We start from the raw sequence: 23082 nt of genomic DNA, 5'->3' as shown, positions 1-23082 counted from the left end.
CACGCCAACACTGTCCGAACCCACGCGCAGGAAGGGATGAACCGCAATGAATACGAATCAATCGAAACTCGTCGAGCCGGTGAGGCCGAGCGAGGCACCCGACGCGGCGATAGCCATGATCGATGCGGAGGGGACGGTGGTCGGGTGGACGCAGGCCGCCCGGCAGTTGGTCGGATACTCCGCCAGGGATGTGGTGGGCCGGTCCGCGGCACACGTACTGCTGCCCTCCGATGACGCCACGAGGGCCGTATCGCTCGCCGAGCAGTGCCGTGCCCAAGGCGGCTGGTCCGGCACCGTGACGGTCCGCCACCGCGACGGCCATACGCTCAACTTGACCCTGCGGGTCTCGTTGCTGTGGGGAGAGAACGGGAGCCATCGGTGGCTGGTATCGGTGACCGACATAGGCGCGCTCTCCTCGGGAGCGGTGAACGGACTGCTTCGCGAGTCGCTGCTCACCCACGCACCGATCGGCATCGTCGTTCGTGACCTGCAGCTGCGCTGCACGTGGGTGAACGACGCCATGGAGCACCAGGACGGAATTCCTCGTGACCGCCGATTCGGACGCCGCCTTAAGGACTCGCTGCCCGGTTTTGAGGCCGAAGCGCTCGAGGTGGTGATGCGGCAGGTGCTGGAGAGCGGCGCCACCATGGTCCACGAGTACCGGGCATGGCCGCCGGCGGACAGGCGCCGGGAGCGCGTGTTCTCGGCCTCGTTCTTCTGCCTCGAGGACGCGGACGGCACGGCACTGGGGGTGTGCGCCATGAGCGTGGACGTCACCGGCAACCGGCGGGCACGCGAACGCCTTGCCATCCTCAGCGAAGCCAGCACGCGTATCGGCAGCACCCTCGACGTCATGCAGACCGGCCAGGAACTGGCCGCCCTCACCGTGCCCCTGCTGGCCGACCACACCCTCGTCGACCTCGTGGAGTCGGTTCCCTTCGGCCTGGAGCCCTCGACACCGATCGGCACGACGAGCGGCCGCGCCCCACTGCTCCGCCGTGCCGGTCTGGCCACCATCGACACACATGTCCCGGAGTTGCCGTGGGTGCGAGAAGAGGTGGTCCACGTCCACCCGGCTTCGCCCTTCGCCCACGTGCTGCGCACGGGCAGGTCTCACCTGGTACCGGTGCTGGACATGGACGCTCATCTCGGCCCGTGGGTCGACCACGACCCCACGCGAGCGCAGAAGGTCCGTGACAGCGGGGTCCACTCCTTGATGGTCGTACCCATCCGGGCGCGGCGCTGTGTGCTGGGACTGGCGCTTTTCAGCCGCTCCGAGGAGCCGAAGCCGTTCCAGGAGGACGACCTGCTGCTCGCCGAGGAACTCGTCACCCGGGCCGCGCTGTGCCTGGACAACGCCCTGCAGTACGCGCGCGAACGCGCCGCAGCCCTCACCCTCCAGCGCGACCTCCTCCCCCACCGTGTGCGAGGTGGCGCCGCCGTCGAGGTCGCCTCGCGCTATGCGCCGGCCGACATGGACCGCGGTGTGGGGGGCGACTGGTTCGATGTGATCGAGCTGTCCGGTGCCCGGGTGGCCCTCGTCGTCGGCGATGTGGTCGGCCACGGCATCAACGCCGCGGCGACCATGGGCAGACTCCGCACCGCCGTGCGCACGCTCGCGGACCTGGACCTGCCGCCCGACGAACTGCTGGCGCACCTCGATGACACGGTCCGGCGGCTGAACGACGAAATCGAGGAAGACACCAACGACCCAGACCAGGTCGCCGCACTGGTGGGCGCCACCTGTCTGTACGCCGTCTACGACCCGGTCACCCGGCGGTGCGCGATGGCGCGGGCCGGGCACCCCCCGCCCGCGATCATTGACCCGCAGGGTCATGCCGCCTTCCCCGACATGCCCGCCGGTGCCCCGCTCGGCCTCGGCCTCGGGGTGCTCGCCTTCGAGTCCGTGGAACTGGAACTGCCCGAAGGAAGTGTCCTCGCCTTCTACACCGACGGCCTGGTCGAGTCCCGCGACGACGACCTCGATGTCGGCATGGGCCGCCTGGGCGCGGCCTTGGCACAATCGGGCCGTTCCCTGGAGGACCTGTGCTCTGAAGTGGTCGAGACCTTGCCGGCACGGAGGCACTCCGACGACGTCACCTTGCTCCTTGCGCGGACCCGCGCACTTCAGCCGGCCCGGGTCGCGTCCTGGGACCTGCCGAACGAGCCAGCCGCCGTACGAACCGCCCGGCACCTGGCCGCCCGTCAGCTCAGCGCATGGGGGATGGAGCATCTCAAGGCCACCGTAGAGCTGATCGTCAGCGAACTGGTCACCAACGCCATCCGCTACGGCGGCGGTCCGGTCCGCCTACGGCTCATCCAGCATCAGGTTTTGACCTGCGAGGTCTCCGACACCAGCACCAGCCACCCACGCCCTCGGCATCCGAGCGCTTTCGACGAGAACGGTCGCGGTCTCGTCCTCATCGCTCACCTGTCCCGCAGGTGGGGCTCGCGCTCCGCCTCGGACGGCAAGGTCGTCTGGGCCGAACAGGACCTGCCCCCCACAGTCGCCGCACGGTGACGCTTCGAGCGGCGGCACTGGCCACCCGGCTGGTCAGCAACCGCCCGAGGATGCCGATCTGCCGGGACGCGGTCTCCGAAAGAGAAGGTACGAACATGGGCACCGAAGACGTCGAGAACAACGATTCGCCGCATGAAGGCCAAGGCCCGAGGCTCGTGCCAGGTCCTGGCGCAAACGACAGGCCGTACCCGTTCGACGGCGTGGCGGCCGCCGTGCTCGATCACCGGGGCACGGTGCTGCGGTGGACGGGGACCGCAACACACCTGACGGGATTCCCGGCCGAAGAGGTGTGCGGCCGCCCCGTACAGGACCTGGTGACCGAACTCCCCGACGAACTGCGCGCTGTCGCGGAGATGCCGGCATGCGGCCAGGCGCGGCTGCGGCACCGGTCCGGCGGCACCATCGATGTCACCTTCCGGATCTCTGCGATGGAAGGCCCCGCGGAGTTCCTTGTCCTGGCGGCGCCTGCCCACCACGTCGTCCACCACGAGCAGGGCGCAGCACTCCTGCGCGCACTGTCCTCACAGAGCCGGGTCACCATCGCTCTGCACGACACGGATCTGACCACAGTGCAGACGAACGCCACGCTGGACACTCCCGACGGCCGTCGAGTACAGCCCGGTACTCGGCTGTGCGACGTGCTCTGTGCCGAGGATGCAGAGAACCTCGAGGCAGTACTGCGCCAGGTGCTGCAGACGGGCGCCCCGGTGATCTGCAGGAGCCAGCACGTGAGCTGGCGGCACGATCCGGAGCAGCGGCGGGCCCTGTCGCTGTCCGCCTTCCGTCTGGAGGACGCGCGAGGACGTCCCACAGGGGTCGCGGCCATGTACGTTGACAGCCCCGATGTGCGGGCTCGCCGTCATCTGGACCTCACCCGTGAGGTGGCCGAGCGTGTGGGGGGTTTCCTGGACGTCGTGCGCACTGCACGAGCACTTGCGGACGTGCTCGTGCCCGCTTTCGGGGATCTCGTCACCGTCGACCTTGCACAGTCCGTGTTCGACGGGGAGGAGCCGCCGAAGCAGCTGGGCGGTGGAGATCTTGGTCTGCGCACCGCGGCGCTGGCGCCGGCCGCCACGGTGTGGACTGCCCGTACGAAGCGGGGCAACCTCTTCCCGCCCTTTCCAGACCACCCGCTCCTGCACGACTTCCAGCTGGGCGAGACCCTCGTCCTCGGCGCGGACGACTACGGTGCTGCACTCGGCGATCCGCAACTCGTCGAGTTCGTCATCCCCCAAGGAGGCCACTCGGTGCTGTTGGCACCGTTGCACGCCCGCGGCCTCACACTCGGCGGCATATCGGTCTGGCGCTTCGGCCGGTCCGAACCGTTCACCGAGGACGAAGCGAATCTCATGACGCAGATCGCCTCGGGGGCGGCGCTCGCCGTCGACAACGCCCGCCGTTACACGCGGGAACACCGGGCGGCCGTGGCGCTGCAGCAGCGCCTTCTTCCGCCGGCCACGACCGACACTGCGGCCGCCGAGACCGCCGGTAGCTATCTGGCCACAGGCGGCGGAGCGGAAGTCCGCGGCGACTGGTACGACGCCATCGCGCTGCCTTCTCTCCGGCTGGCCCTCGTCGCCGGGGACGTGATCGGCCACGGCATGCCCGCAACCGCCACCATGGGCCGTCTGCGCACCGCCATCCAGACCCTCGCCGACCTCGAACTCGAACCGGACGAGCTGCTCACCCGAATCGCGGACCTGGTCCAGCGCCTCGTGGCCGAAGCCCCACCTGACCACCACGACGTCCTCGGCGCCACATGCCTGTACGCGGTGTACGACCCGGTCACCCGGCGCTGCGCCATGGCCAGTGCCGGCCACCCGCCACCCGTCCTGGTCCGGCCCGACGGGACCGCCGAGACCGTCGACATCTGCCCCGGGCCGCCACTCGCCATAGGCGGCATGCCGTACGAGACCACCACGATCGAGATCGAGCCGGGCAGCGTCCTCGCGCTCTGCACCGACGGCCTGATCCAACGGAGCGACCGCGACATCGACCAAGGGCTCCAGTGCCTGGAGGACGCCCTCGCCGCGTCCTGCCGTCCGGACCGCGCTCTGGACGCGACCAGCCGGGCCGTCCTCGCCAACCTGCAAAACCAGACGCGGCGCGACGAGGCGACCCTGCTGTTGGCCCGCACCCGCGCCGTGCCGGCGGAGGACACTGCTCACTGGGAGATCCCGGCCGATCCGGCCGCCGTCTCCCAGGCCCGTGAATGGGCAACCCGCCAACTCACCAGGTGGGGGCTGGAAGACCTCGTCTTCACCACCGAGCTCATCGTCAGCGAACTGGTGACCAACGCGATCCGCTACGGTCACCCACCGGCCGAGCTGCGGCTGATCCGCCATAATGTGCTGGTTTGCGAGGTCACCGACTCCAACAGCGCCCAGCCCCGCCTGCGCCGCGCCCGCACCACCGACGAGGGAGGGCGCGGCCTGTTTCTCGTCGCTCAACTCGCCGAGCGCTGGGGCTGCCGCCATGCTCAGGACCGCAAGACGATCTGGGCCGAGCAGCCCATTGAGCGCTCGTGCTGATGGGAGCTTGTTCGTGGCTGTGAGGTGGTACGGCAGCGGATGACGGTGCAACATCCCCTCACGTTGCTTCGGTACCTGGTGGGAGGATCCGTAGGAACGTTCGGCCTGACCTGGCAAAACACGATCCGCCAGTCTCCAGCGGCTCACCGACGTTCCCCGCGGGCGCCCGCGCCGCCCACCTGTGCTCCGTCAGGGCGACGGAGTCGGCTTCCGGCGCTGAGCAAGTCGACGGCGAGCCACCCAAACGCCACTCAAGACCCACATACTGCTCCGCCCGGTCCGTTGCCGAGAAAGCATGCCATCACCTGACGGCGAAAGGCGGAGTCTCCGACCTGGGACAACTCCTCGCTGCCTATTCGGCGGCGTCGGACCGGTCGGCGTTCTCGGGGATGCTGGCCGCCCGCATCGGCAGCCCTAGCCGCCGACCGCCGCGGTGAGCCCAGATGTTCTCGTCGGACGGCCTCATGGCCGTCACACCGACTGACCCGAACGCCGCTCACCGCTTCCAGTCGGTCAGTGCTGAGGGTGCGGACGCGCGTGGAACAGAGGACGCCGCTGGGTGGCCGTGCCCGAAGCGAGATGACCGATCTCGACGCGCGTCCTGATGGCGCGGACCACCTCGGTCAGGCCCACGATGATGGCCATGACGCCCACCACCAGGGTGAGTGTCGCGATCGAGGCGAACGGCATGACGATCATCACGATGCCGGCCAGAGCTCCGACGATCCCGAAGGCGACGTGCCAGCCGCGCCCCGGCATGGCCGGCGCGGAGGCCGCCGCGACCGTCTCCAGGGTGCCTCGCAGCAGCCAGCCGAAGCCGATCCACAGGGCGAGCAGCAGGATCGACTCAAGGGTGCCCCGGAAGCAGATCAGTCCCAGCAGGATGGAGGCCGCACCGGTGATGAAGTGCAGGACGCGAAGGTGCCGTGGGACGTGGGTGCCGAAGGCGGCGGCGAGTTGGAAGACGCCGGTCGCCAGTAGGTAGACGCCGAAGAGAATGCCGACGACGCGCAGCGTCGCGCCCGGCCAGACCAGGGCGATGACACCCAGGGCGATGGTGGCGAGGCCCATCGTGAGCAGGATCTGCCAGCCCATGTTCGCCAGGGCGGCCATGCCTTCGCCCAGGGGCCTCTCTTCTGGCTCGGTGCCGCGCGGGGGAACGGGGCCCGGAGAATCGGTGGGAGATGTCATGGCGCCTGTCTCCTTCTTGGAGCAGCGTTGTCGCGTCAGTGGAGTGCATGTCCGTCATCACCCGACCACCCCGCATGCGCGTATCGGTCGCGTTGGCGTCGGTACTCATGCGTGAGGGGTGATGACGGCGCGTCCTTGGATCTTGCCGTCGTGCAGGAGCTGGTACGCCTCGGCGGCGCGTTCCATTGGGAAGGGCTCGACCAGCATCCTGATCTTTTCCTGCTGGGCGAGGGTGATCACTTCCATCAGTTCGGGGAGGGTGCCCCAGTAAGGCGAGGCGACCGAGCACTCGTGCGGCGGGCTGGTGAAGTTGACGGGCAGGGCTCCGCCGCCGAGGCCGACGATGGTCAGGTGGCCGAGCACCCTGGCCACCTGAGCGGCCATCCGCAGAGTCGGGTCGATGCCGACCATGTCCAGCACGAGCTCAGCGCCCAGCTGTCCCGTCAGGTCCTTGATGCGCGTAATCGCCTCGTCGCCCGAGAGAAGCGCCTCGTCGGCTCCCATGCGCCTGGCGGTTTCCAGCTTGCCGGCGTCGGTGTCCACGGCGACGACGGTCGTCGCCGTGGTGAGCGCGCGCAGGATCTGGATGGTCATCTGACCCAGACCGCCCGCCCCGATCACGACCGCGGTCGACCCCGGTCCCAGCAGGTGCAGCGACCGTTTGACGGCGTGATAGCTGGTCAGTCCGGCGTCGCTGAGCGGGGCGGCCTGGCGGGGGTCGAGGGTGCCGAGCGGAATCAGGTACCGCGGCGCCGGGACGAGCAGGTACTCGGCCATGCCGCCGTCGTGACCGCCTCCAAGGCCGGGGCCCTGACCGCCGAGGTTCTGGCAGTAGTTCTCCAGGCCCTGGCGGCAGTTGGCACACACCCCGCAGCCCCAGGCGCCATAGACGATCACCGGGTCCCCGGGCGTGAATCCGGTGACGCCCGCTCCCAGCCGTTCCACCCATCCCGCGTTCTCGTGGCCGAGGGTGAAGGGCAGTTCGGTGACGAGCCCGAGTGGTGGCCCGGGTGCCTCCATGATGTGCAGATCGGAGTGGCACGCACCGGCACCCGCGACCTTCACCAGCACCTGCCCCGGTCCGGGCTCGGGAACCGGCACCTCGCGCAGCTCCGGCGGATGCCGCCACCCGACCAGTTGAAAAGCCCGCATTGCGATCCCTCACACACACGCGCTCAGTCGCGGATCCCGTCGATGTCGACCAGGACGTGCCGCGGCCCGCGGAAGATCTGGTTGTGCCGGTACGGCGGCGGGTCCTCGACGAGCCGGGGGTTCTCCACCCGGCGGACGAATTCGCCGACCGCGACCTGGACCTCGAGTCGGGCGAGCGGAGCGCCGAAGCAGAAGTGGATGCCCTGGCTGAATCCGAGGTGCTGGTTGTCGCGGCGCTCGAGATCGAGTTCATCGGGGTCGGTGAACCGTTCCGGGTCGCGGTTGGCCGAGCCGTACGCCAGGAAGATCGGCGCACCCTTCGGGATGGTGGTGCCGGCGATGTCGATGTCTTCCAGGGCGGAGCGGGTGTGCCAGAACTGCACCGACGACTCGAAGCGCAGCAGTTCCTCCACCGCGGGCACGATCAGCTCGGGTCGGCGGCGCAGCTGCTCCAGCGCGTCGGGGTGCCTCAGCAGGGTGAGGACGCTGTGGGCGATCAGGTTGACCGTGGTTTCGTGTCCCGCGAAGATCAGGAGCAGGGCGTTGCTCGCGAGGACGCCCTTGGACATCCGTCCTTCCGGGCCGTCCTCGTTGACCAAGGCGGAGAGCATGCCCGGGCCGGGTTGGTCGGCGTACCGGTCGAGCAGCTCGGCTGCGAACTGCCCGAAGTCCTGCACGGCCTGCCGGGCCCCGGCCAGTCGGCTCCGGATCTCTTCGGAGGCGGCTTCGGGGCCGAAGTCCAGGGCGTCCAGGGCCGTTTCGATCCAGTGGTGGAAGCGTGGCTCGTCCTCCAGTGGCACGCCCAGGACCTTGCAGATCACCGTCACCGGCAGGGGGTAGGCGAAGTCGTCGACGGCGTCGATCCGGGTCTTGCCCCTCATTCCGTCCAGGAGGCCGTCCACGAGGCGGCGGATGCCGGGTTCCAGGTCGGAGATCAGGTGAGGCGCCTGGGGCGGGCCGACGAAGTGCGGCATCATCGTCCGGCGGTCCCTATCGTGCTCGGGGGGATCCTGGGTGATGATGTTCGGCTCCAAGGAGACGACCGCCTCCGTGATCGGCTCGGCCTCCGCCTCCGCCGCTCCCTCGGCCGGGGTGGCGGCCGGAACGGGGCACTTGCGTGGATCCGAACTGACCCGGGGGTCGTGGAGCAGCGTGACGATCTCCCGGTAGGTGCTGACGACATAAGTGCCGTCCGGCTGCCGCGCCACCGGTGTCTTGCGCAGCTCCTCGTAGAAGGGGTACGGGTTGGCGCGGTTGGTGTAGCGCAGGGCCTGCTGCCAGGGGGTTTCCTCGACCACGAGGCTCCCCTCCTTCTTCCTGTCGGTGCTGTCCGCTCATCCGCCCGGTCGGCGGTCGGGTCAGCGATGTCGCGGCCGGAACTCGGCCGTCCGCTCGCTCGGGGCGTGGCCGGTCAGGACGACGTCGGGGATCGCCGTCGGGACCCTCGGGTCCGGAAACTCGGCCGGCATCGGCTTGGCGTCGGGCGGTTGGTCCCATCCCGGAGGGGGAGGCGGGAACGGCCCGGACTGCTCGATCAGCTTCCCGTAGTACTCCAGCCACTTGCCGTGATCGAAGGTGACGGCCGCGACGATGCGGCCCCCGTGACCGTAGGCGGCGGCGAAGTGGCGTTCCTCGACGGATCCCTGGGTGAAGACGATCTCGTCGCCGAAAGGCGGCACGCCGACGGACTTGATGTTCACGCCGAACTGACCGGACCAGAAGCCGGGCAGCAGCAGATGCGGGCGGTAGTGGGGTTCGAGGTTCACCATGTTGTGGGCCGCGGCCTCCGCGCCGAGCACCGCGTTGTCCCAGTGCTCCATCGCCAGGAACTGATACTCGTAGAGCACATGCGGCGCGCGTGCCACATCCCCTGCCACGAAGATGCTGTCGGTGACCACGCCGTTGATGTCGAAGGCCCGTCCGCCGGCGTCGCATCCGACGCCCCAGAAACCGGCCGCCAGTCCGGAGCCCTCCAACCATTCCACGTTGCGGATCGACCCCAGCGAAGCCACCACCACATCGGCGTCGACGGTCGAACCGTCCGAAAGCCGAGCACGCCGCACGTGCCCGCCGGAGTCGCCCTCCAGCGACGACACGCCCAGCCCGCAGCGCAGGTCCACGCCGTGATCGCGCTGCAGCTGCGCGGCGATCTCCCCGATCACCCCGCCGAGCGCGCCGACCAGCGGCGCCGAACCCCGCTCGACGACGGTCACCGGGATGTCCAGTTCCCGGCAGACAGAGGCCACTTCCGAGCCGATGAACCCGGCGCCGATGACCAACACATGCGACGGCGGCTCGGCCAGCTCCTTCTGCAACTGCTCCGCATCATCGCGCGAGCGAATCGTGTGGACCCCGTGCAGGGCGGCCTCGGCCGGGTTGGGCCACTGCCGCGCGCGGGTGCCCGTGGCGATCAGCAACCGGTCGTACGGGACCTGCTCACCATCCGCCAGGCGCACCTGCTTGGCGGCCCGATCCAGCCCGATGGCAGCCACCCCGAGTCGCCAGTCGGCATCCACTTCCCGCATGCGGGGCAGCTTGGTGTGGTCGGCCGGCACCCAGCCCTTGAGCACCTGCTTGGACAGCGGCGGACGGTCATACGGCTCGTACGGCTCGTCCCCGATGATGGTCAGAGAACCGGTGAAGCCCTCCTCGCGCAGAGTCTCCGCGGCCCGCAGCCCGGCCAGAGAAGCACCCACGATGACGATCCGGCCGCTGGCCCGGAACTCGCGGACCAGCTCCGCGACCGTTGCCCGCAAGGTCATGACGTCTCGCCCCGCTCCTCGCCGTCCAAGCGGTCGATCACGATCGCCTGCACCGGGCACGCCGCAGCGGCTCGCTCGACCTGCAGGCGCCGCTGGTCATCAGGGTTCGGCTCATAGGTGAGCGCCTCCTGACCGTTCAACCTGAAGACCTCGTGCGCCAGATACACGCACTGTGCGTATCCCTGGCAGCGATTCAGGTCCACGACGATGCGCATGGGCAGACTCCTTCCGCTCTGCCGACCGCCCACGGCGGCGACCACGACACGGTCATGCGGCTGTGGCGGGGTTCAGGCCGTCTGCCAGGTGAGCCGACCGCGGGTGTTCAACCCGTCAGCCCGGAACACCGGCCGAGCAGGTCCGGTCTTTTTCGCTGCGCCGCCGCTTCACGGGTGACGTCTGTCGGAGTGTCGCAGCGCGAAGGGCGCGTCCCTCCTCCCATGGCGCCGGCATTCAAGGCTTGGCCCGGCCGTTGCGCCCCTAGAAAAATGCTCACGCCGCCTTCCGGCGATCGCAAACCGCCGTTCAGGGCCCAGCACGTCTCGAGGACGGGGCAGCTCTTGGTCATTGACGGGTGCCTGCAGGTCAGTGGCTGCCGGAGAGCAGGTCCGCGAGCAAACTGCCACCTGATCACGATGGTTTGCGGATACAACACGGGCCTCGGCCAACCGATCCGGCCCAAGTCGCTGATCACACCTGGTGGGGCCCGATCACCAGCGTCGACCACGCGCTCCGGTGACCTCGCGGCGTGTGGTGCGTGTCACCGTCCCCGCCTGCGACATTTCCATACGTCGTATGGTAATCCTTGAGAGATGCTTCCATACAGCGTATGGAAGCGCTGGATCGAACAAGGTCCAGGCGCTACACACCGCCTGCACGAGAAGGCGTTGGTGCAGATCGCGCCAACCGGAAGGAAAGATCATGAAGAAGCTCACGAAGCGGATCGCTGTCGCTGTTTCCTCCGTGGCGATCGCGGGTGTCGCCGTCATCGGTGCCGGGGGCACCGCTTCGGCCGCGACTCCCTCCGCCGCCCACGTCCAGCGGCCGGCCGTCGGCGTCAACCCCGCCGACTACCGTTGGGACCACGGCATCGGCTACCTGATCGAGCAGGGCTACTGCTGGGACGAGAACCGCGGCTGGCACCACGACGAGCGTGTCACCGACTCGTCCTGGCACAGCCGCGACGGTCGCTGCTACTGGAGCGACGAGGGACGCGGGTGGAAGTCCGACAGGTCGTACCGGCACAGCTGGAACCGCTACGAGCACGACGGCCGGGACTGGGACCGCCACGGCGAGAACCACGGTGACCGGAACTACGGCGGCTGGGACCACTTCGACCGGAACCACGGTGACCGGTGAGACAGGTTCCCCCAGGAGAAGACCCCCGCGGTCTTGCCGTTGCAGCGTGTCCTTGCGCCACCACAGGGACCGGCGTACGAGTCCGCCCGCAACTCCCTGGCTGATATGCCCGCAAGTGGAAGCGTGAACGCCCCCAGAGGCCCCCAACCATCTCTCACCACAGAATGGATATGAGCCGCTCCCGCTTCCGGCGGAGACGATATCGGCGATGCGGAGGCACAGGCGATGTCCACCAGCCCGAGCCGATGGATGACGATCGGCGACTTCCTGCTCCGGCGTCTGGAGGAGGCCGGCGTCGGCCACCTCTTCGGCGTCCCCGGTGACTTCAACCTCGAACTGCTGCAGCAGCTCCAGGACACGGGCACGCTGAAATGGGTCGGTAACTGCAGTGAGCTGAACGCGTCCTACGCAGCGGACGGCTATGCCCGGCTGAACGGCATGGGCGCACTGCTCGTGACGAACGCCGTCGGCGCCCTGAGCGCGATCAACGGGGTCGCCGGCTCCTACAGCGAGCACGTGCCGGTGGTCTGTATCTGCGGGTCCATACCGCTCAAGTCCATCGATCGCGGCCTGGGGATGCACCACACGATGGCCGACGGCACGTGGGACCGTTTCCTCGGCGCCTACGCGCAGGTGACCGCCGCGCAGGCGCGACTGACCCCGCACAACGCGGTCACCGAGATCGACAGGCTGATCCTCACCGCGTGGCGGGAAAAGCTCCCGGTGTACGTTGAGTTGCCTTCCGACATCGCCTACCTCGACATCGAGGTTCCCGAGGCCCCGCTGGTGCTCGCGCAACCGCCCAGCGACCCGGAACGGCTGCGGTCGTGCGTCACCGCAATCGCAGCCCACCTGTCCGCCGCCGAGTCACCGGCGGTCCTGGTGGATCTGGACGCGGACCGGTTCGGCGTGGCAGCCGACCTCATGGGGCTGGCCGAGAAGATGCAGCTCCCCGTAGCAGTGATCAGCACAGCCAAGGCGGTCATCGACGAAACGTTCCCCTTCTACGTGGGCGTCTACAACGGCCGGGCAAGCGAGCCGCACGTGCGCGCGGCGATCGAGAACTGCGACTGCCTGCTCTCCATCGGCTACCGGCCGATCGAGGTGACGACGGGCGACTTCACCGCCTCGCTGCCCGCCGACACGATCCGCGCCCGCAGCCACTCGGTGGACATCGGCGATGACAACTACCAGGCGGTGACGCTGAATGAGGTCATCCGCGGCGTACGGGACACCGTTCCGCAGGTCGCGAGCCGCGGTGTACCACAGCGGGGGGCTACGGCGGCAGGACCCCGTGCCGGCGACTCCACCAACCTGACGCAGGCCGCGTACTGGCAGGCGATCCAGGACTACCTCCGGCCCGGGGACGTGCTCCTCCTCGACAACGGCACGTCGTACGCCCTCCTCGGCCTGCGGCTGCCACCGGACTGCACCTTCGTCGGATCGATCAACTGGGGCTCGATCGGCTACTCGGTCGCAGCACTGCTCGGAACACTGACCGCAGCACCGGACCGTCGCCACCTGCTGTTCCTGGGCGACGGCTCGTTCCAGCTGACCGCGCAGGAGCTGTCGACCATCCTGCGGCACGACCACAAGCCGGTGATCTTCCTGATCAACAACGGCGGATACACCATCGAACGCGGTTACCTCGGCAAAACCGAGCAGTACAACGACATCGCGACCTGGGCCTACGCGGATCTGCCGAGAGTGCTCCGCCCAGACACCACGGCGCGGTCGTTCGTCGTCAGGACTCCCGCGGACCTGGCGGAGGCCCTCAGCGCGCCCAATGACACGCTGATCTTCATCGAGGCGGTCATGGATCCCTACGACGCTCCCGCCGCGGTCATGACCAGCAGCAACACCGGCGCGGACATCGACTACGGGCCTCGCGGCCCGCAGCACCGCGACAACGCACAGCTCGGGCCGGCCTGACTCCCCGGGTTTGGTCGCCGGGATGATCGGCCAAGCAGCCGGACCGGTTTCCCCCGGCCCTGGGCACCTGGCACTGCCAGGGCCACGTCCTGATCCACGGCAACCGAACCGTGGTCTTCAGCTGACCCTGAACCCCATTCCCAGGTCTTGCCGAATCCCCTACGACAGAGGAGCAAAAAGGCCGCCCCTTCTCTCACGTCTGCCCTGCGGGGTGCTCTGCGTGTTTCATAGAGGTGTGGTCTGCGGTGCGCGACCATACGGACGCGGGGACAACGCTTTTCCAGTCAGAGCACCGAGACAGAAAGAAGGACGGGCATGTCCGGCAGTGAAAGCGAGAATCCGGCAATCCCTTCACCGACGCCCACACCGATTCGACGGCCCAGGACGAACCGGGACTGGTGGCCGAATCAGCTGGATCTTCAGGTTCTCCACCAGCACTCGCCCCGAGCCAACCCGATGGACGAGGACTTCGACTACGCGAAAGAGTTCGCGACCCTCGACGTCGACGCACTGAAGCGTGACGTCTTCGAGGTGATGACGACATCCCAGGACTGGTGGCCTGCCGACTACGGTCACTACGGGCCGCTCTTCATCCGGATGAGCTGGCATGCCGCGGGAACGTACCGCATCGCGGACGGCCGCGGCGGTGGCGGCAGCGGCGCACAGCGCTTCGCCCCCCTCAACAGCTGGCCGGACAACGCGAGCCTGGACAAGGCGCGCCGTCTGCTGTGGCCGGTCAAACAGAAGTACGGCCGGAAAATCTCCTGGGCCGACCTTCTGGTCTTCGCCGGAAACTGCGCCATGGAATCCATGGGATTCAAGACGTTCGGGTTCGGTTTCGGGCGAGAAGACATCTGGGAACCCGAGGAGATCTTCTGGGGGCCCGAGGACACATGGCTCGGAGACGAGCGCTACAGCGGCGACAGGGAACTCACCGGTCCTTTCGCCGCCGTGCAGATGGGACTGATCTACGTCAATCCGGAGGGGCCCAACGGAAACCCGGACCCATTGGCCGCCGCCGTGGACATCCGGGAGACGTTCGGACGCATGGCGATGAACGACGAGGAGACGGTCGCACTCATCGTCGGCGGCCACACCTTCGGCAAATGTCATGGCGCGGTCGAACCCAGTTACATCGGCCCGGAACCCGAGGCCGCCCCCCTCGAGCAGCAGGGCCTCGGCTGGCGGAACACCTACGGCAGTGGCACGGGACCCCACACGCTCACCAGCGGTCTGGAGGGCGCATGGACCACCGAGCCGACCAAGTGGGACAACGGGTACCTGGACAATCTCTACGAGTACGAGTGGGAGCTGACGAGCAGCCCCGCCGGCGCCCACCAGTGGACTCCGACGGATCCCGCGGCCAGGAGCGCCGTACCCGACGCCCATGATCCCTCGAAGCGGCACGCCCCCATGATGCTGACGACGGACCTCGCGCTGAAGGTGGACCCGGTCTACGGCCCGATCACGAAGAGGTTCCACGAGAACCCGGACGAACTCGCGGTGGCGTTCGGCAAGGCGTGGTACAAACTGCTGCACCGCGACATGGGCCCCGTCTCGCGTTACCTCGGCCCGTGGATTCCCGAGCCGCAGCTGTGGCAGGACCCCGTTCCGGACGTCGATCACGAACTGGTCGGGGACGAGGACATCGCCGCCCTCAAGGGCAGGATCATCGCCTCGGGCCTTTCCGTCCCCCAACTGGTCACCACCGCCTGGGCGTCGGCGGCGAGCTTCCGCGGCACCGACAAGCGCGGCGGGGCGAACGGTGCACGCATCCGGCTCGCGCCGCAGAAGGACTGGGAGCTCAACGACCTTCCCGAGGTGACCGAGGTACTCCGCACGCTCGAGCGGATCCAGCAGGATTTCAACCTCTCCCAGACCGGCGGAACGCGCGTCTCCCTCGCCGACCTGATCGTCCTCGGCGGGTGCGCGGCCGTCGAGCAGGCCGCGAGGGACGCCGGCTACGACGTCACGGTTCCGTTCGCACCGGGGCGTACGGACGCCTCGCAGGAGCAGACCGACGCGGCGTCGTTCGCCGTGCTGGAGCCCAGGGCGGATGCCTTCCGCAACTACCTTCCGGCGGGCGAGAAACTGTCGCCGGAGACCCTCATGCTGGACCGCGCCAACCTGCTGACGCTGACCGCGCCCGAGATGACGGTGCTGATCGGCGGCATGCGGGCCCTGAACACCGGCTTCAAAGGGTCCCCCCACGGAGTCTTCACCCGCCGGCCGGGAATCCTGACCAACGACTTCTTCGTCAACCTGCTCGACATGGGCACGGAGTGGAAGGCGTCGGCCACGGACGAGAACGTGTTCGAAGGCCGGGATCGCGCCACCGGCGAGGTCAAGTGGACCGCCACCGCCGTCGACCTGATCTTCGGTGCGAATTCCCAGCTCCGAGCCGTATCGGAGGTCTACGCGTGCCAGGACGCGGGAGAGAAGTTCGTACGTGACTTCGTGGCAGCGTGGAACAAGGTGATGAATCTCGACCGGTTCGACCTCACCTGAGCCCGACGTCCCGGTCGGCCCTCGTCGGCCGACCGGGCCGGGCCCATGCCGCAGGCGAGCCGTGGAGCCGCGAAGCGAACCTTCCGAGCGGGGCCAGGCGATGACCGGGTGTCATCCAGGGGCGAAGGAGAAGCTGCGCCACAGGCCGGTAGTCCTGACCACCCGGTCCGACGCCCCGATGTCCAGGTGGTCGCTCTGTCCACCCGGCGGCGCGGTGCGGGCGGTGTGCTGCAGCGTTTCGGCATCTTCCAGGCTGCGCGAGCGCCCGCAGGTCCCAATTCGGAGGGGTGAACGTCGTGATGAAGGCTGGGGTGGCGCCCTGCACAGCCCCCAGCACGTTCCTGCCCGGGAACACCTCGGGGCCTCCGTAGCGGCCTCTGCACTCGGCTTGCCCTGCTGGATTGTGGCGGCTCGCTGTGCTTGGGCTGGGGCCGGAAGGTGACGGCCCCGGTGCGATCCGCCCAGGGCATCACGTCACCGGGCCCCAGCACTCCGGCCCTACTCCGCGCCAGTCGATCCACGGGGCCCCTACTACCTCCGCCGGGTCAATCTCCAGCCCGGCTCGGCGCAGGAACTCCGCGACGTCGACCACGCTGTGGGCCAGGCCGAGGATCTCGCCGTCCACGCGCACGCGCCGACCACCCGTGGGCGACGGCGGATGCACGATCACGCGAATCGCGCCGTACACGCCTTCAGGACCATCCGGCACATGCGGCCCCGCATTCCAGCGCGTCATCGATGAAGCCGCTCACTCACGCCCCCGTCCGAGCGTCCCAGATCACGCAGTTCCCGCCACGCCTCAGGGCCTGGGCGCTGCTGCTGCCAGTAGGGATGAAAGAACAGCTGAGCCGACAGCCGGTACAGACGCCGGCGCAACTCCGTACGGCCGGGCCGCTCGGCAAGCTGCCGGTAGGTGGCACTCCACGCCTGCTGCGCCTGTGCAAGGTCCTCGGGAAACGATCGCATGACCAAATTCAAGCATGTGTTCGATTTTTCAGGCCAGCAAAGATCCCGTGTGAGGTGGCGGCGGACAGGCCTTGGTGCCTGTGTCATCGATGTTGACCGCTGCAGGCCGCCGGGTCCGGCACGGCCGTGCTCGGCGCCGCCCCCGAGCCGTGGCACCGCAGGGGATACGTCCCGCTCGCTCGGTTCGCCGTGGGGCCGTGTTCGCGACGCGGCAGTGCTACGGTTCCTGCAGGCGAAGTGAGGCGTCGGAACGCTTCGCCAGTCACTGCGGTGGCCCTGAGGCGCGAGTACCGGAATGCATCCGGTCGAGGTTGAGCGCCCTGTGGCACCGCGTTGCACATCAGCCGGGCTGTGACCGGCTCCTGGTCGTCCCGCGGATCGCCGACGTCCCTGTGCTCACCCTCGCCGGGGCTGATCTTGCGAGAGGAAGCACATCATGACCACTCTGGTCATCGGAGCCCGAGGTGGCGTCGGTCGCCATGTCGTCGACCAGCTGCTCGCTGCCGACGAACCAGTTCGTGCCTCGGTGCGCGACCCGCGGGCTGGTGCCGACCTGCCGGCCGCGGCCGAAGTCGTGACCGCCGACCTCACCCGGCCCGACACGCTGCGCCCCGCACTCGACGGCGTGCGCCGGGTGTTTCTCTACGCCCCGCCGGCCAGTGCCGAAGGCTTTGCCGCGGTGGCCGCCGAGGCGGGCCTTGAACGCGTCGTGCTGCTCTCCTCCGGCAGTGTTCTGCTGCCGGACATGGAGCACAACGCCATCGCCCAGGAGCACCGTGCCGTCGAGGACACACTGTCAGCCGCCGGCCTGCCCTGGACGCCGGTGCGGCCCCTGGTCCTGGCCAGTAACAGCCTGCGCTGGGCGGAGTCGATCAGGTCGAGCGGCACGGTACGGCTGGTCCACCCCGACGCCGTCACGGCGCCGGTCCACGAACGCGACGTCGCCGCCGTCGCGGTCACGGCACTGGGCGTCGGCGCCGAGGATGCGGTGGAGACCGCTCCTTCGACCGCGGCCGTGCTGACAGGACCCGAACTGATATCGCAGCGCCGCCAGGTGGAGCAGATCGGGCAGGTAATCGGCAGGACCCTGCGTATCGAGGAATTGTCCCCGGACCAGGCCCGCGAGCACTACGGTCGCTTCTCCGACCCGGCCACTGTCGAGGCGATCTTGCAGTTCCTCGCCTTGGCCGCGACCGGCGGGTCGCCGTGTACGCCGACTGTGCGGAGTGTGCTGGGCCGGCCCGGCCACAGCTTTGAGCAGTGGGCCCGCGACCACGCAAAGGACTTCGGCTGAGGATCAACGGCCGCTGAGCCCCCAGGTCGCGGGCACGCCATAGCGATCAGCACCCGTCCTGTGCCGTGCCAGGGCCCGGGGGTTCGGCTACCGTCGAGCGGCCGTTCCTTGAAGGCGTCGAGTGCGGCGTCGAGTTCACCGCAGATCCGCGACAGCTCGCACTTGGAGATCCCGGAGTCAGCACCGAGTGCTTTGACGGGAAGAATGACCCGGTCCGCACTTCCGGGATCTTCAGGTCCAGATCGCCGGCCTGGGTGGTCAGCAGCCTCTCCCGGTGGCCGTTGCGCCAGGTCGTGCGCGCCTCCGAGTGCTCGCCCGGAGCAGCACCGATCACCGCCCCCGCCATCCCCGCACACTCGACGAGCACGGCCGCGGCCTCCACCTGGTCGCCCAGCCCTCGCGCAGGTGGGGCTCCCGCTGCGGCAAGGCCGTACCGTCGCCGGTGCGTTGTGCTCCTAGGATGGCGAGGGTGATGGCAAGGACCAGTGATATCGCGAAGGCGGCCGAGGTGCTGCGTGCCGGAGGGCTGGTGGCGCTTCCGACCGAGACGGTCTACGGTCTGGGCGCCAATGCCGAGGATCCCACCGCCGTTGCGCGCATTTTCCAAGTCAAGGGACGTCCGCCGTCCCACCCGCTGATCGTCCACATCGGCGGCGCGGAGCAGCTGGACGACTGGGTGAAGGACGTTCCCCAGGCGGCGCGCCTGCTGGCCGAACACTTCTGGCCGGGCCCGCTCACGCTGGTCCTGCAGCGCGGTCCCCGTGTGCCCCTCGAAGCGACGGGTGGCCTGGAGACGGTGGCCGTGCGCGTGCCCGACCACCCCGTCGCCCTCGCGCTGCTGTCGGCCTTCGGCGGCGGTGTCACGGCCCCGTCCGCCAACCGCTTCGGCTCGGTCAGCCCCACCACCGCCGACCACGTCCGTGCCGAGCTCGGCGAGGCGGTCGACTTCGTGCTGGACGGCGGCCCCTGCGAGGTCGGCGTCGAGTCGACCATCGTCGACGTCACCGGCGAGATCCCGAGCATCCTTCGGCCGGGCGGGGTGACGCGAGAGGACCTCGAAGCGGTGCTGGGGCGCCCGCCGGCGGTCCCCTCCACCAGCCGCGTCCGTGTGCCGGGCCAGCATCCGTCGCACTACGCGCCGCGGGCGCGAGTCGTCCTCGTCGAGCCGGAGAAGGTCGTCGCCGAGGCGGAGCGGGCGCAGGATCTGGGGCACCGGGTGGGCGTCTTTCTGCCTGCCTCCTTCGCCGACCCTGCGGTGAAGGTGCACGCCGTGGTGGCGGTCCCCTCTTCGATGGGCGCCTACGCGCGCGGGCTGTACGGGTTCCTGCGTGAGCTGGACCAGCAGGGGTGCGACCTCATCGTGGCTTCGTTGCCGGTGGAGGAGGGGCTGGGAGTGGCGATCGCCAACCGGCTGCGCCGCGCCGCAGGACCCCGGCCCACCGAGTGATCAGCACCGACGCCGTTCCTTTACTGGCGCCAGCTGCCGGCCGATGCCGAGGGCACGGAGATGGCCAAGCTTCGGCGGGAGATGCACCGCAGGATGCTCGGCAACGGCTACTGCGCTCGCCCCGTCGAGATGGACTGCCACTTCGAATCGATCTGCGAGTCCTGCACGTTCTTCGCCACCACGATCGAGTTCCGGCCCACCCTCGAACGCCAGCGAGACGACGCGGCGGCCAAGGGACAGGTCGCTCGCGAGCACATCTTCGACGGACCCCTCAGCCGACTTGAGGAACAGGCTGGCTGATGATCATCTCCATGGCGTCGCCAGCGGTGTGCGACCTCGCCGGGGCGAAGACGGCCGAGCCGGGCGCCGGGCCGCCGGTCCCGGTCGGCCTTGGTCACTCCTGCCGGTCGCGGGCCCGGCGGAACCTGTCCAGGCCCTCGGACAGGTCCACGATCGGGCCGGGGTAGTCGAGCGCGTCACGGTCCGCTCCGGGCAGCTTCCACGGCTCGTGCACTGCAGGCGCGTCGATGTTCCTCAGCTCGGGCACCCAGCGGTGGACGTAGGTGCCTTCGGGGTCGTACCGCTTGGCCTGGACGACGGGGTTGAGGACCCGGTTGGGCCGGGTGTCGGTCCCGGTACCGGCCACCCACTGCCAGTTGAGCTGGTTGTTGGCGATGTCACCGTCGACCAGCCAGTGCAGGAAGTGGGCGGCGCCGATGCGCCAGTCGACGTAGAGCGTCTTGGCCAGGAAGCTCGCGGTCAGCAGCCGGGCCCGGTTGTGCATCCAGCCCTCGTGGCGCAGTTGCCGCATCGCGGCGTCGATCACCGGGTAGCCGGTACGGCCTTCCCGCCACGCCTCGATGTCGGCCTGCGCCGTGCGCTCGGTGCGCCAACGGTCGCCTTTGGTGCGGTAGTCGGCCTGGGCGGCGCCCGGTCGGGCGGCGAGCACCTGACGGTGGAAGTCGCGCCAGGCGAGCTGCCGTACCAGCGCCTCGGCGCCCGGTCCGCCGCGGCGGCGGGCCCGGTGCACCAGTTCCACCGGGGAAAGGGTACCGAAATGCAGGTGCGCGGAGAGCCGGGAGGTGGTGTCGGCGGCCAGGTCGTCCCGGGTGTCGTCGTAGGTGTCCAGGCCGTGCCGCCAGTAGGCGGTCACCCGCTTGCGGCCCTCGGTCTCTCCGCCGGGCGGCAGGGCGGGCGAAACCCCGGTGACCTCACCACGGGCGGGCACCGGCTCGCCGTTCACCTGGTCGGGCACGTGCACGCGGCGCGGTGCGGCCACAGCCGTGCGCAGGCCCGCCTGTGCCCAGTGCCGGTAGTACGGCGTGAAGACGGCGAAGTGGTCCGACGAGGAGGGGGTCACCTCGCCGGGCGCCACGGCCACGGTGACCGCGTCGTGGACGAACAGGCGGCGGCCGCCGGACTCCAGGGCCTGCCGGAGCCGGTCCTCCCGGCGCGTGGCGAAGGCGCTGTGCGCCGCCGCCATGTACACCTCGTCGGCGTCCGCCTCCCGTACCGTACGGCACACCTCCTCCACCAGGTCGCCGGAGCGCACCACGAGGCGTCCGCCGCGCTCGCGCAGGGAGGCGTCCAGGTCGGCCAGGCAGTCCGCGAGGAAGGCGCTGCGGTTCGGCGTGGCGAAACCGGCGGCTTCGACGGCCAGGTCGCGCACGAAGAGCGGGACGACCGCGTCCGCGGACCTCAGCGCCGCGTGCAGCGGCGGGTGGTCGTGCAGGCGCAGGTCGGAGGTGAGCAGGACGACCGAGACGCGCATGGGCTTCAGCTTCTCTCCACTGTCCTGCGGCGGCGCTGCGCTCCCGGAAGCGGTGCGGCCGGTCGTGCGGGGCTCAGCTGTGCGGGGCATGGCCGTGCTGGACGCGGGCGGCGGCGCGGACGATGTTACGCGCCATGCCTCCGAAGACGACCGCGTGGAAGGGAGAGACACTCCACCAGTACAGGTGACCCAGCAGTCCGCGCGGGTGGAACAGCGCCCGCTGCCGGTATCGGACAGGTCCGCCGCCGTTGCCGTCCACACGCATCTCCAGCCAGGCCAGACCCGGCAGCCGCATCTCGGCGCGCAGCCGCAGCAACCGGCCGCGCTCGATCTCCTCCACGCGCCAGAAGTCCAGCGAGTCGCCCACCCGCAGCCGCCGGGCGTCCCGCCGGCCCCGGCGCAGGCCGACGCCGCCGACGAGGCGGTCGAGCCAGCCGCGCACGGCCCAGGCCAGTGGAAAGGAGTACCAGCCGTTCTCACCGCCGATGCCCTCGATGACCTGCCACAGAGCCTTTGGCGCCGCATCCGTCTCGCGTTCGCGGATGTCGGCGTACAGGCTGCCGCCTGCCCAGTCCGGGTCGGTCGGCAGCGGGTCGCTGGGGGCGCCCGGCACGGAAGCCGAGGACCAGCGCGTGACGACCTGGGCTTCCCGGACGCGCTGCAACGCAAGGGCGACTGCCTGGTCGAAGCCGAGCGGATGGCCGGGTGGGCTGGGCAGGTACCGCTCGATGTCCCGCTCCCGGCAGACCACTTCGTGGCGCAGGGACTCCGTGAGCGGGCGGGCGATCGAGGCCGGCACCGGGGTCACCAGGCCGACCCACTGACTTGACAGTCCGGGCGTCAGCACGGGCACGGGCACGATGAGCCGCCGGGGCAGCCCTGCGACGGCGGCGTACCGCTGCATCATCTCCCGGTAGGTGAGCACCTCCGGGCCGCCGATGTCGAAGGCACGGCTGACGTCGGCGGGCAGACGGGAGCAGCCCACCAGGACGCGCAGGACGTCCCGCACAGCGATGGGCTGGATACGGGTGTGCACCCAGCGCGGGGTGACCATCGCCGGCAGCCGCTCGGTGAGGTAGCGCAGCATCTCGAAACTGGCTGAGCCGGAACCGATGATGACGGCGGCGCGCAGGACGGCGGTCGGCACACCCGAGTCGAGCAGGATGCGGCCCACCTCGGCGCGGGAACGCAGGTGGGGGGAGAGATGCGACTCGGCAACCCCTTCGGGGGTCAGCCCGCCGAGGTAGACGAGGCGGCGAACTCCGGCCCGGCGGGCCTGCTCGCCGAAGACGCGGGCCGCTTCGCGGTCGGTCTGTTCGAAGTCGCGGCCGGTGCCGAGCGCGTGCACCAGGTAGTAGGCCACGTCCACGCCGTCCATCGCCCGTGCCACCGATGCGGCGTCGAGGACGTCGCCCTGGACGACCTGCGCCCGGCCGGCCCACGGATGGTCCCGCAGCTTGCCCGGCGTGCGCGCCAGGCAGCGTACCCGGTACCCGGCGCCCAGCAGCTCGGGCACGAGCCGACCGCCGATGTAGCCGCTCGCGCCGGTAACCAGACAGGTCGGTGCCTCGTGAGCCGTCGCCCCGTCCCCGGTCGTCGTCCTGGTCGCCTCGTCCGCCACGGGTACCGTCCCTGTGCTCGCCTCGTCCCA

16 protein-coding genes and 1 pseudogene are annotated in these 23082 nt (G+C 69.5%); 8 read left to right on the top strand and 9 right to left on the bottom strand.

Going from position 1 to position 23082, the window contains the following annotated elements; translation table 11 throughout:
- The first annotated feature begins 46 nt into the window (after positions 1 to 46).
- Positions 47 to 2521 carry a SpoIIE family protein phosphatase gene (locus tag ACFYZB_RS23120; RefSeq protein WP_388761619.1) on the top strand — a complete coding sequence of 825 codons (2475 nt, stop codon included), beginning with the start codon at positions 47 to 49 and terminating at the stop codon, positions 2519 to 2521.
- Positions 2522 to 2733: 212 nt separating this feature from the next.
- Positions 2734 to 5052, top strand: a complete 2319-nt coding sequence (locus ACFYZB_RS23115; protein WP_388761616.1) for a SpoIIE family protein phosphatase — start codon at positions 2734 to 2736, stop codon at positions 5050 to 5052.
- A 513-nt stretch (positions 5053 to 5565) separates the two neighbouring features.
- Here the strand turns inward: ACFYZB_RS23115 and ACFYZB_RS23110 are convergent.
- The 5 genes from ACFYZB_RS23110 to ACFYZB_RS23090 all read right to left on the bottom strand — a co-directional run bounded on the left by ACFYZB_RS23110 (position 5566) and on the right by ACFYZB_RS23090 (position 10372).
- Positions 5566 to 6243, bottom strand: a complete 678-nt coding sequence (locus tag ACFYZB_RS23110) for an HdeD family acid-resistance protein (protein ID WP_388761613.1) — start codon at positions 6241 to 6243, stop codon at positions 5566 to 5568.
- Positions 6244 to 6348: 105 nt separating this feature from the next.
- Positions 6349 to 7395, bottom strand: a complete 1047-nt coding sequence (locus ACFYZB_RS23105) for an NAD(P)-dependent alcohol dehydrogenase (protein WP_388761610.1) — start codon at positions 7393 to 7395, stop codon at positions 6349 to 6351.
- Positions 7396 to 7418: 23 nt separating this feature from the next.
- Positions 7419 to 8693 carry a cytochrome P450 gene (locus tag ACFYZB_RS23100; protein ID WP_388761607.1) on the bottom strand — a complete coding sequence of 425 codons (1275 nt, stop codon included), beginning with the start codon at positions 8691 to 8693 and terminating at the stop codon, positions 7419 to 7421.
- A 60-nt stretch (positions 8694 to 8753) separates the two neighbouring features.
- Positions 8754 to 10157: an NAD(P)/FAD-dependent oxidoreductase gene (locus ACFYZB_RS23095; RefSeq protein WP_388761604.1), complete on the bottom strand. Its 1404-nt coding sequence runs from the start codon at positions 10155 to 10157 to the stop codon at positions 8754 to 8756.
- Positions 10154 to 10372, bottom strand: a complete 219-nt coding sequence (locus ACFYZB_RS23090; RefSeq protein WP_031168355.1) for a ferredoxin — start codon at positions 10370 to 10372, stop codon at positions 10154 to 10156. Before ACFYZB_RS23090 ends, ACFYZB_RS23095 begins: the two co-directional genes overlap by 4 nt.
- A 703-nt stretch (positions 10373 to 11075) precedes the next feature.
- Between ACFYZB_RS23090 and ACFYZB_RS23085 the strand changes: the two genes are divergently transcribed.
- The 3 genes from ACFYZB_RS23085 to katG all read left to right on the top strand — a co-directional run bounded on the left by ACFYZB_RS23085 (position 11076) and on the right by katG (position 15953).
- Positions 11076 to 11513: a hypothetical protein gene (locus tag ACFYZB_RS23085; RefSeq protein ID WP_388761601.1), complete on the top strand. Its 438-nt coding sequence runs from the start codon at positions 11076 to 11078 to the stop codon at positions 11511 to 11513.
- A gap of 225 nt (positions 11514 to 11738) precedes the next feature.
- On the top strand, positions 11739 to 13445 hold the full coding sequence (locus tag ACFYZB_RS23080; protein ID WP_388761598.1) for an alpha-keto acid decarboxylase family protein: 1707 nt from the start codon (positions 11739 to 11741) through the stop codon (positions 13443 to 13445).
- Positions 13446 to 13760: 315 nt separating this feature from the next.
- A complete protein-coding gene (gene katG, locus ACFYZB_RS23075; protein ID WP_351216203.1) occupies positions 13761 to 15953 on the top strand; it encodes a catalase/peroxidase HPI in 2193 nt (730 codons plus the stop codon).
- A 469-nt stretch (positions 15954 to 16422) separates the two neighbouring features.
- Here the strand turns inward: katG and ACFYZB_RS23070 are convergent, their stop codons facing one another.
- The gene (locus tag ACFYZB_RS23070; protein ID WP_388761595.1) at positions 16423 to 16689 is read right to left on the bottom strand and encodes a hypothetical protein; all 267 of its coding nucleotides are present in this window, start codon (positions 16687 to 16689) and stop codon (positions 16423 to 16425) included.
- 666 nt (positions 16690 to 17355) lie between these two features.
- Between ACFYZB_RS23070 and ACFYZB_RS23065 the strand changes: the two genes are divergently transcribed.
- Positions 17356 to 18213: an SDR family oxidoreductase gene (locus tag ACFYZB_RS23065; RefSeq protein WP_388761592.1), complete on the top strand. Its 858-nt coding sequence runs from the start codon at positions 17356 to 17358 to the stop codon at positions 18211 to 18213.
- A gap of 77 nt (positions 18214 to 18290) precedes the next feature.
- Here the strand turns inward: ACFYZB_RS23065 and ACFYZB_RS23060 are convergent.
- Positions 18291 to 18595, bottom strand: a pseudogene (locus tag ACFYZB_RS23060) (transposase); the annotation flags it as partial.
- Between the two features lie 90 nt (positions 18596 to 18685).
- Here ACFYZB_RS23060 and ACFYZB_RS23055 point away from each other — a divergent pair.
- Together ACFYZB_RS23055 and ACFYZB_RS23050 are read left to right on the top strand one after the other, a co-directional pair.
- A complete protein-coding gene (locus tag ACFYZB_RS23055) occupies positions 18686 to 19660 on the top strand; it encodes an L-threonylcarbamoyladenylate synthase (protein WP_388761589.1) in 975 nt (324 codons plus the stop codon).
- A gap of 60 nt (positions 19661 to 19720) precedes the next feature.
- Positions 19721 to 19960, top strand: a complete 240-nt coding sequence (locus ACFYZB_RS23050) for a hypothetical protein (RefSeq protein WP_388761586.1) — start codon at positions 19721 to 19723, stop codon at positions 19958 to 19960.
- A gap of 94 nt (positions 19961 to 20054) precedes the next feature.
- On the opposite strand, the gene ACFYZB_RS23045 is transcribed toward ACFYZB_RS23050, so the two are convergent.
- Together ACFYZB_RS23045 and ACFYZB_RS23040 are read right to left on the bottom strand one after the other, a co-directional pair.
- The gene (locus tag ACFYZB_RS23045) at positions 20055 to 21431 is read right to left on the bottom strand and encodes a cryptochrome/photolyase family protein (protein ID WP_388761583.1); all 1377 of its coding nucleotides are present in this window, start codon (positions 21429 to 21431) and stop codon (positions 20055 to 20057) included.
- Positions 21432 to 21504: 73 nt separating this feature from the next.
- Positions 21505 to 23052 carry an SDR family oxidoreductase gene (locus ACFYZB_RS23040; protein WP_388761580.1) on the bottom strand — a complete coding sequence of 516 codons (1548 nt, stop codon included), beginning with the start codon at positions 23050 to 23052 and terminating at the stop codon, positions 21505 to 21507.
- Positions 23053 to 23082 lie beyond the last annotated feature (30 nt).

The organism is Streptomyces sp. NPDC001852 (genome assembly GCF_042891825.1).
In the GTDB taxonomy this organism is placed as follows: domain Bacteria; phylum Actinomycetota; class Actinomycetes; order Streptomycetales; family Streptomycetaceae; genus Streptomyces.
Note: the sequence above shows the minus strand (reverse complement) of the source record. Positions and strands in the feature narration are given on the sequence as shown.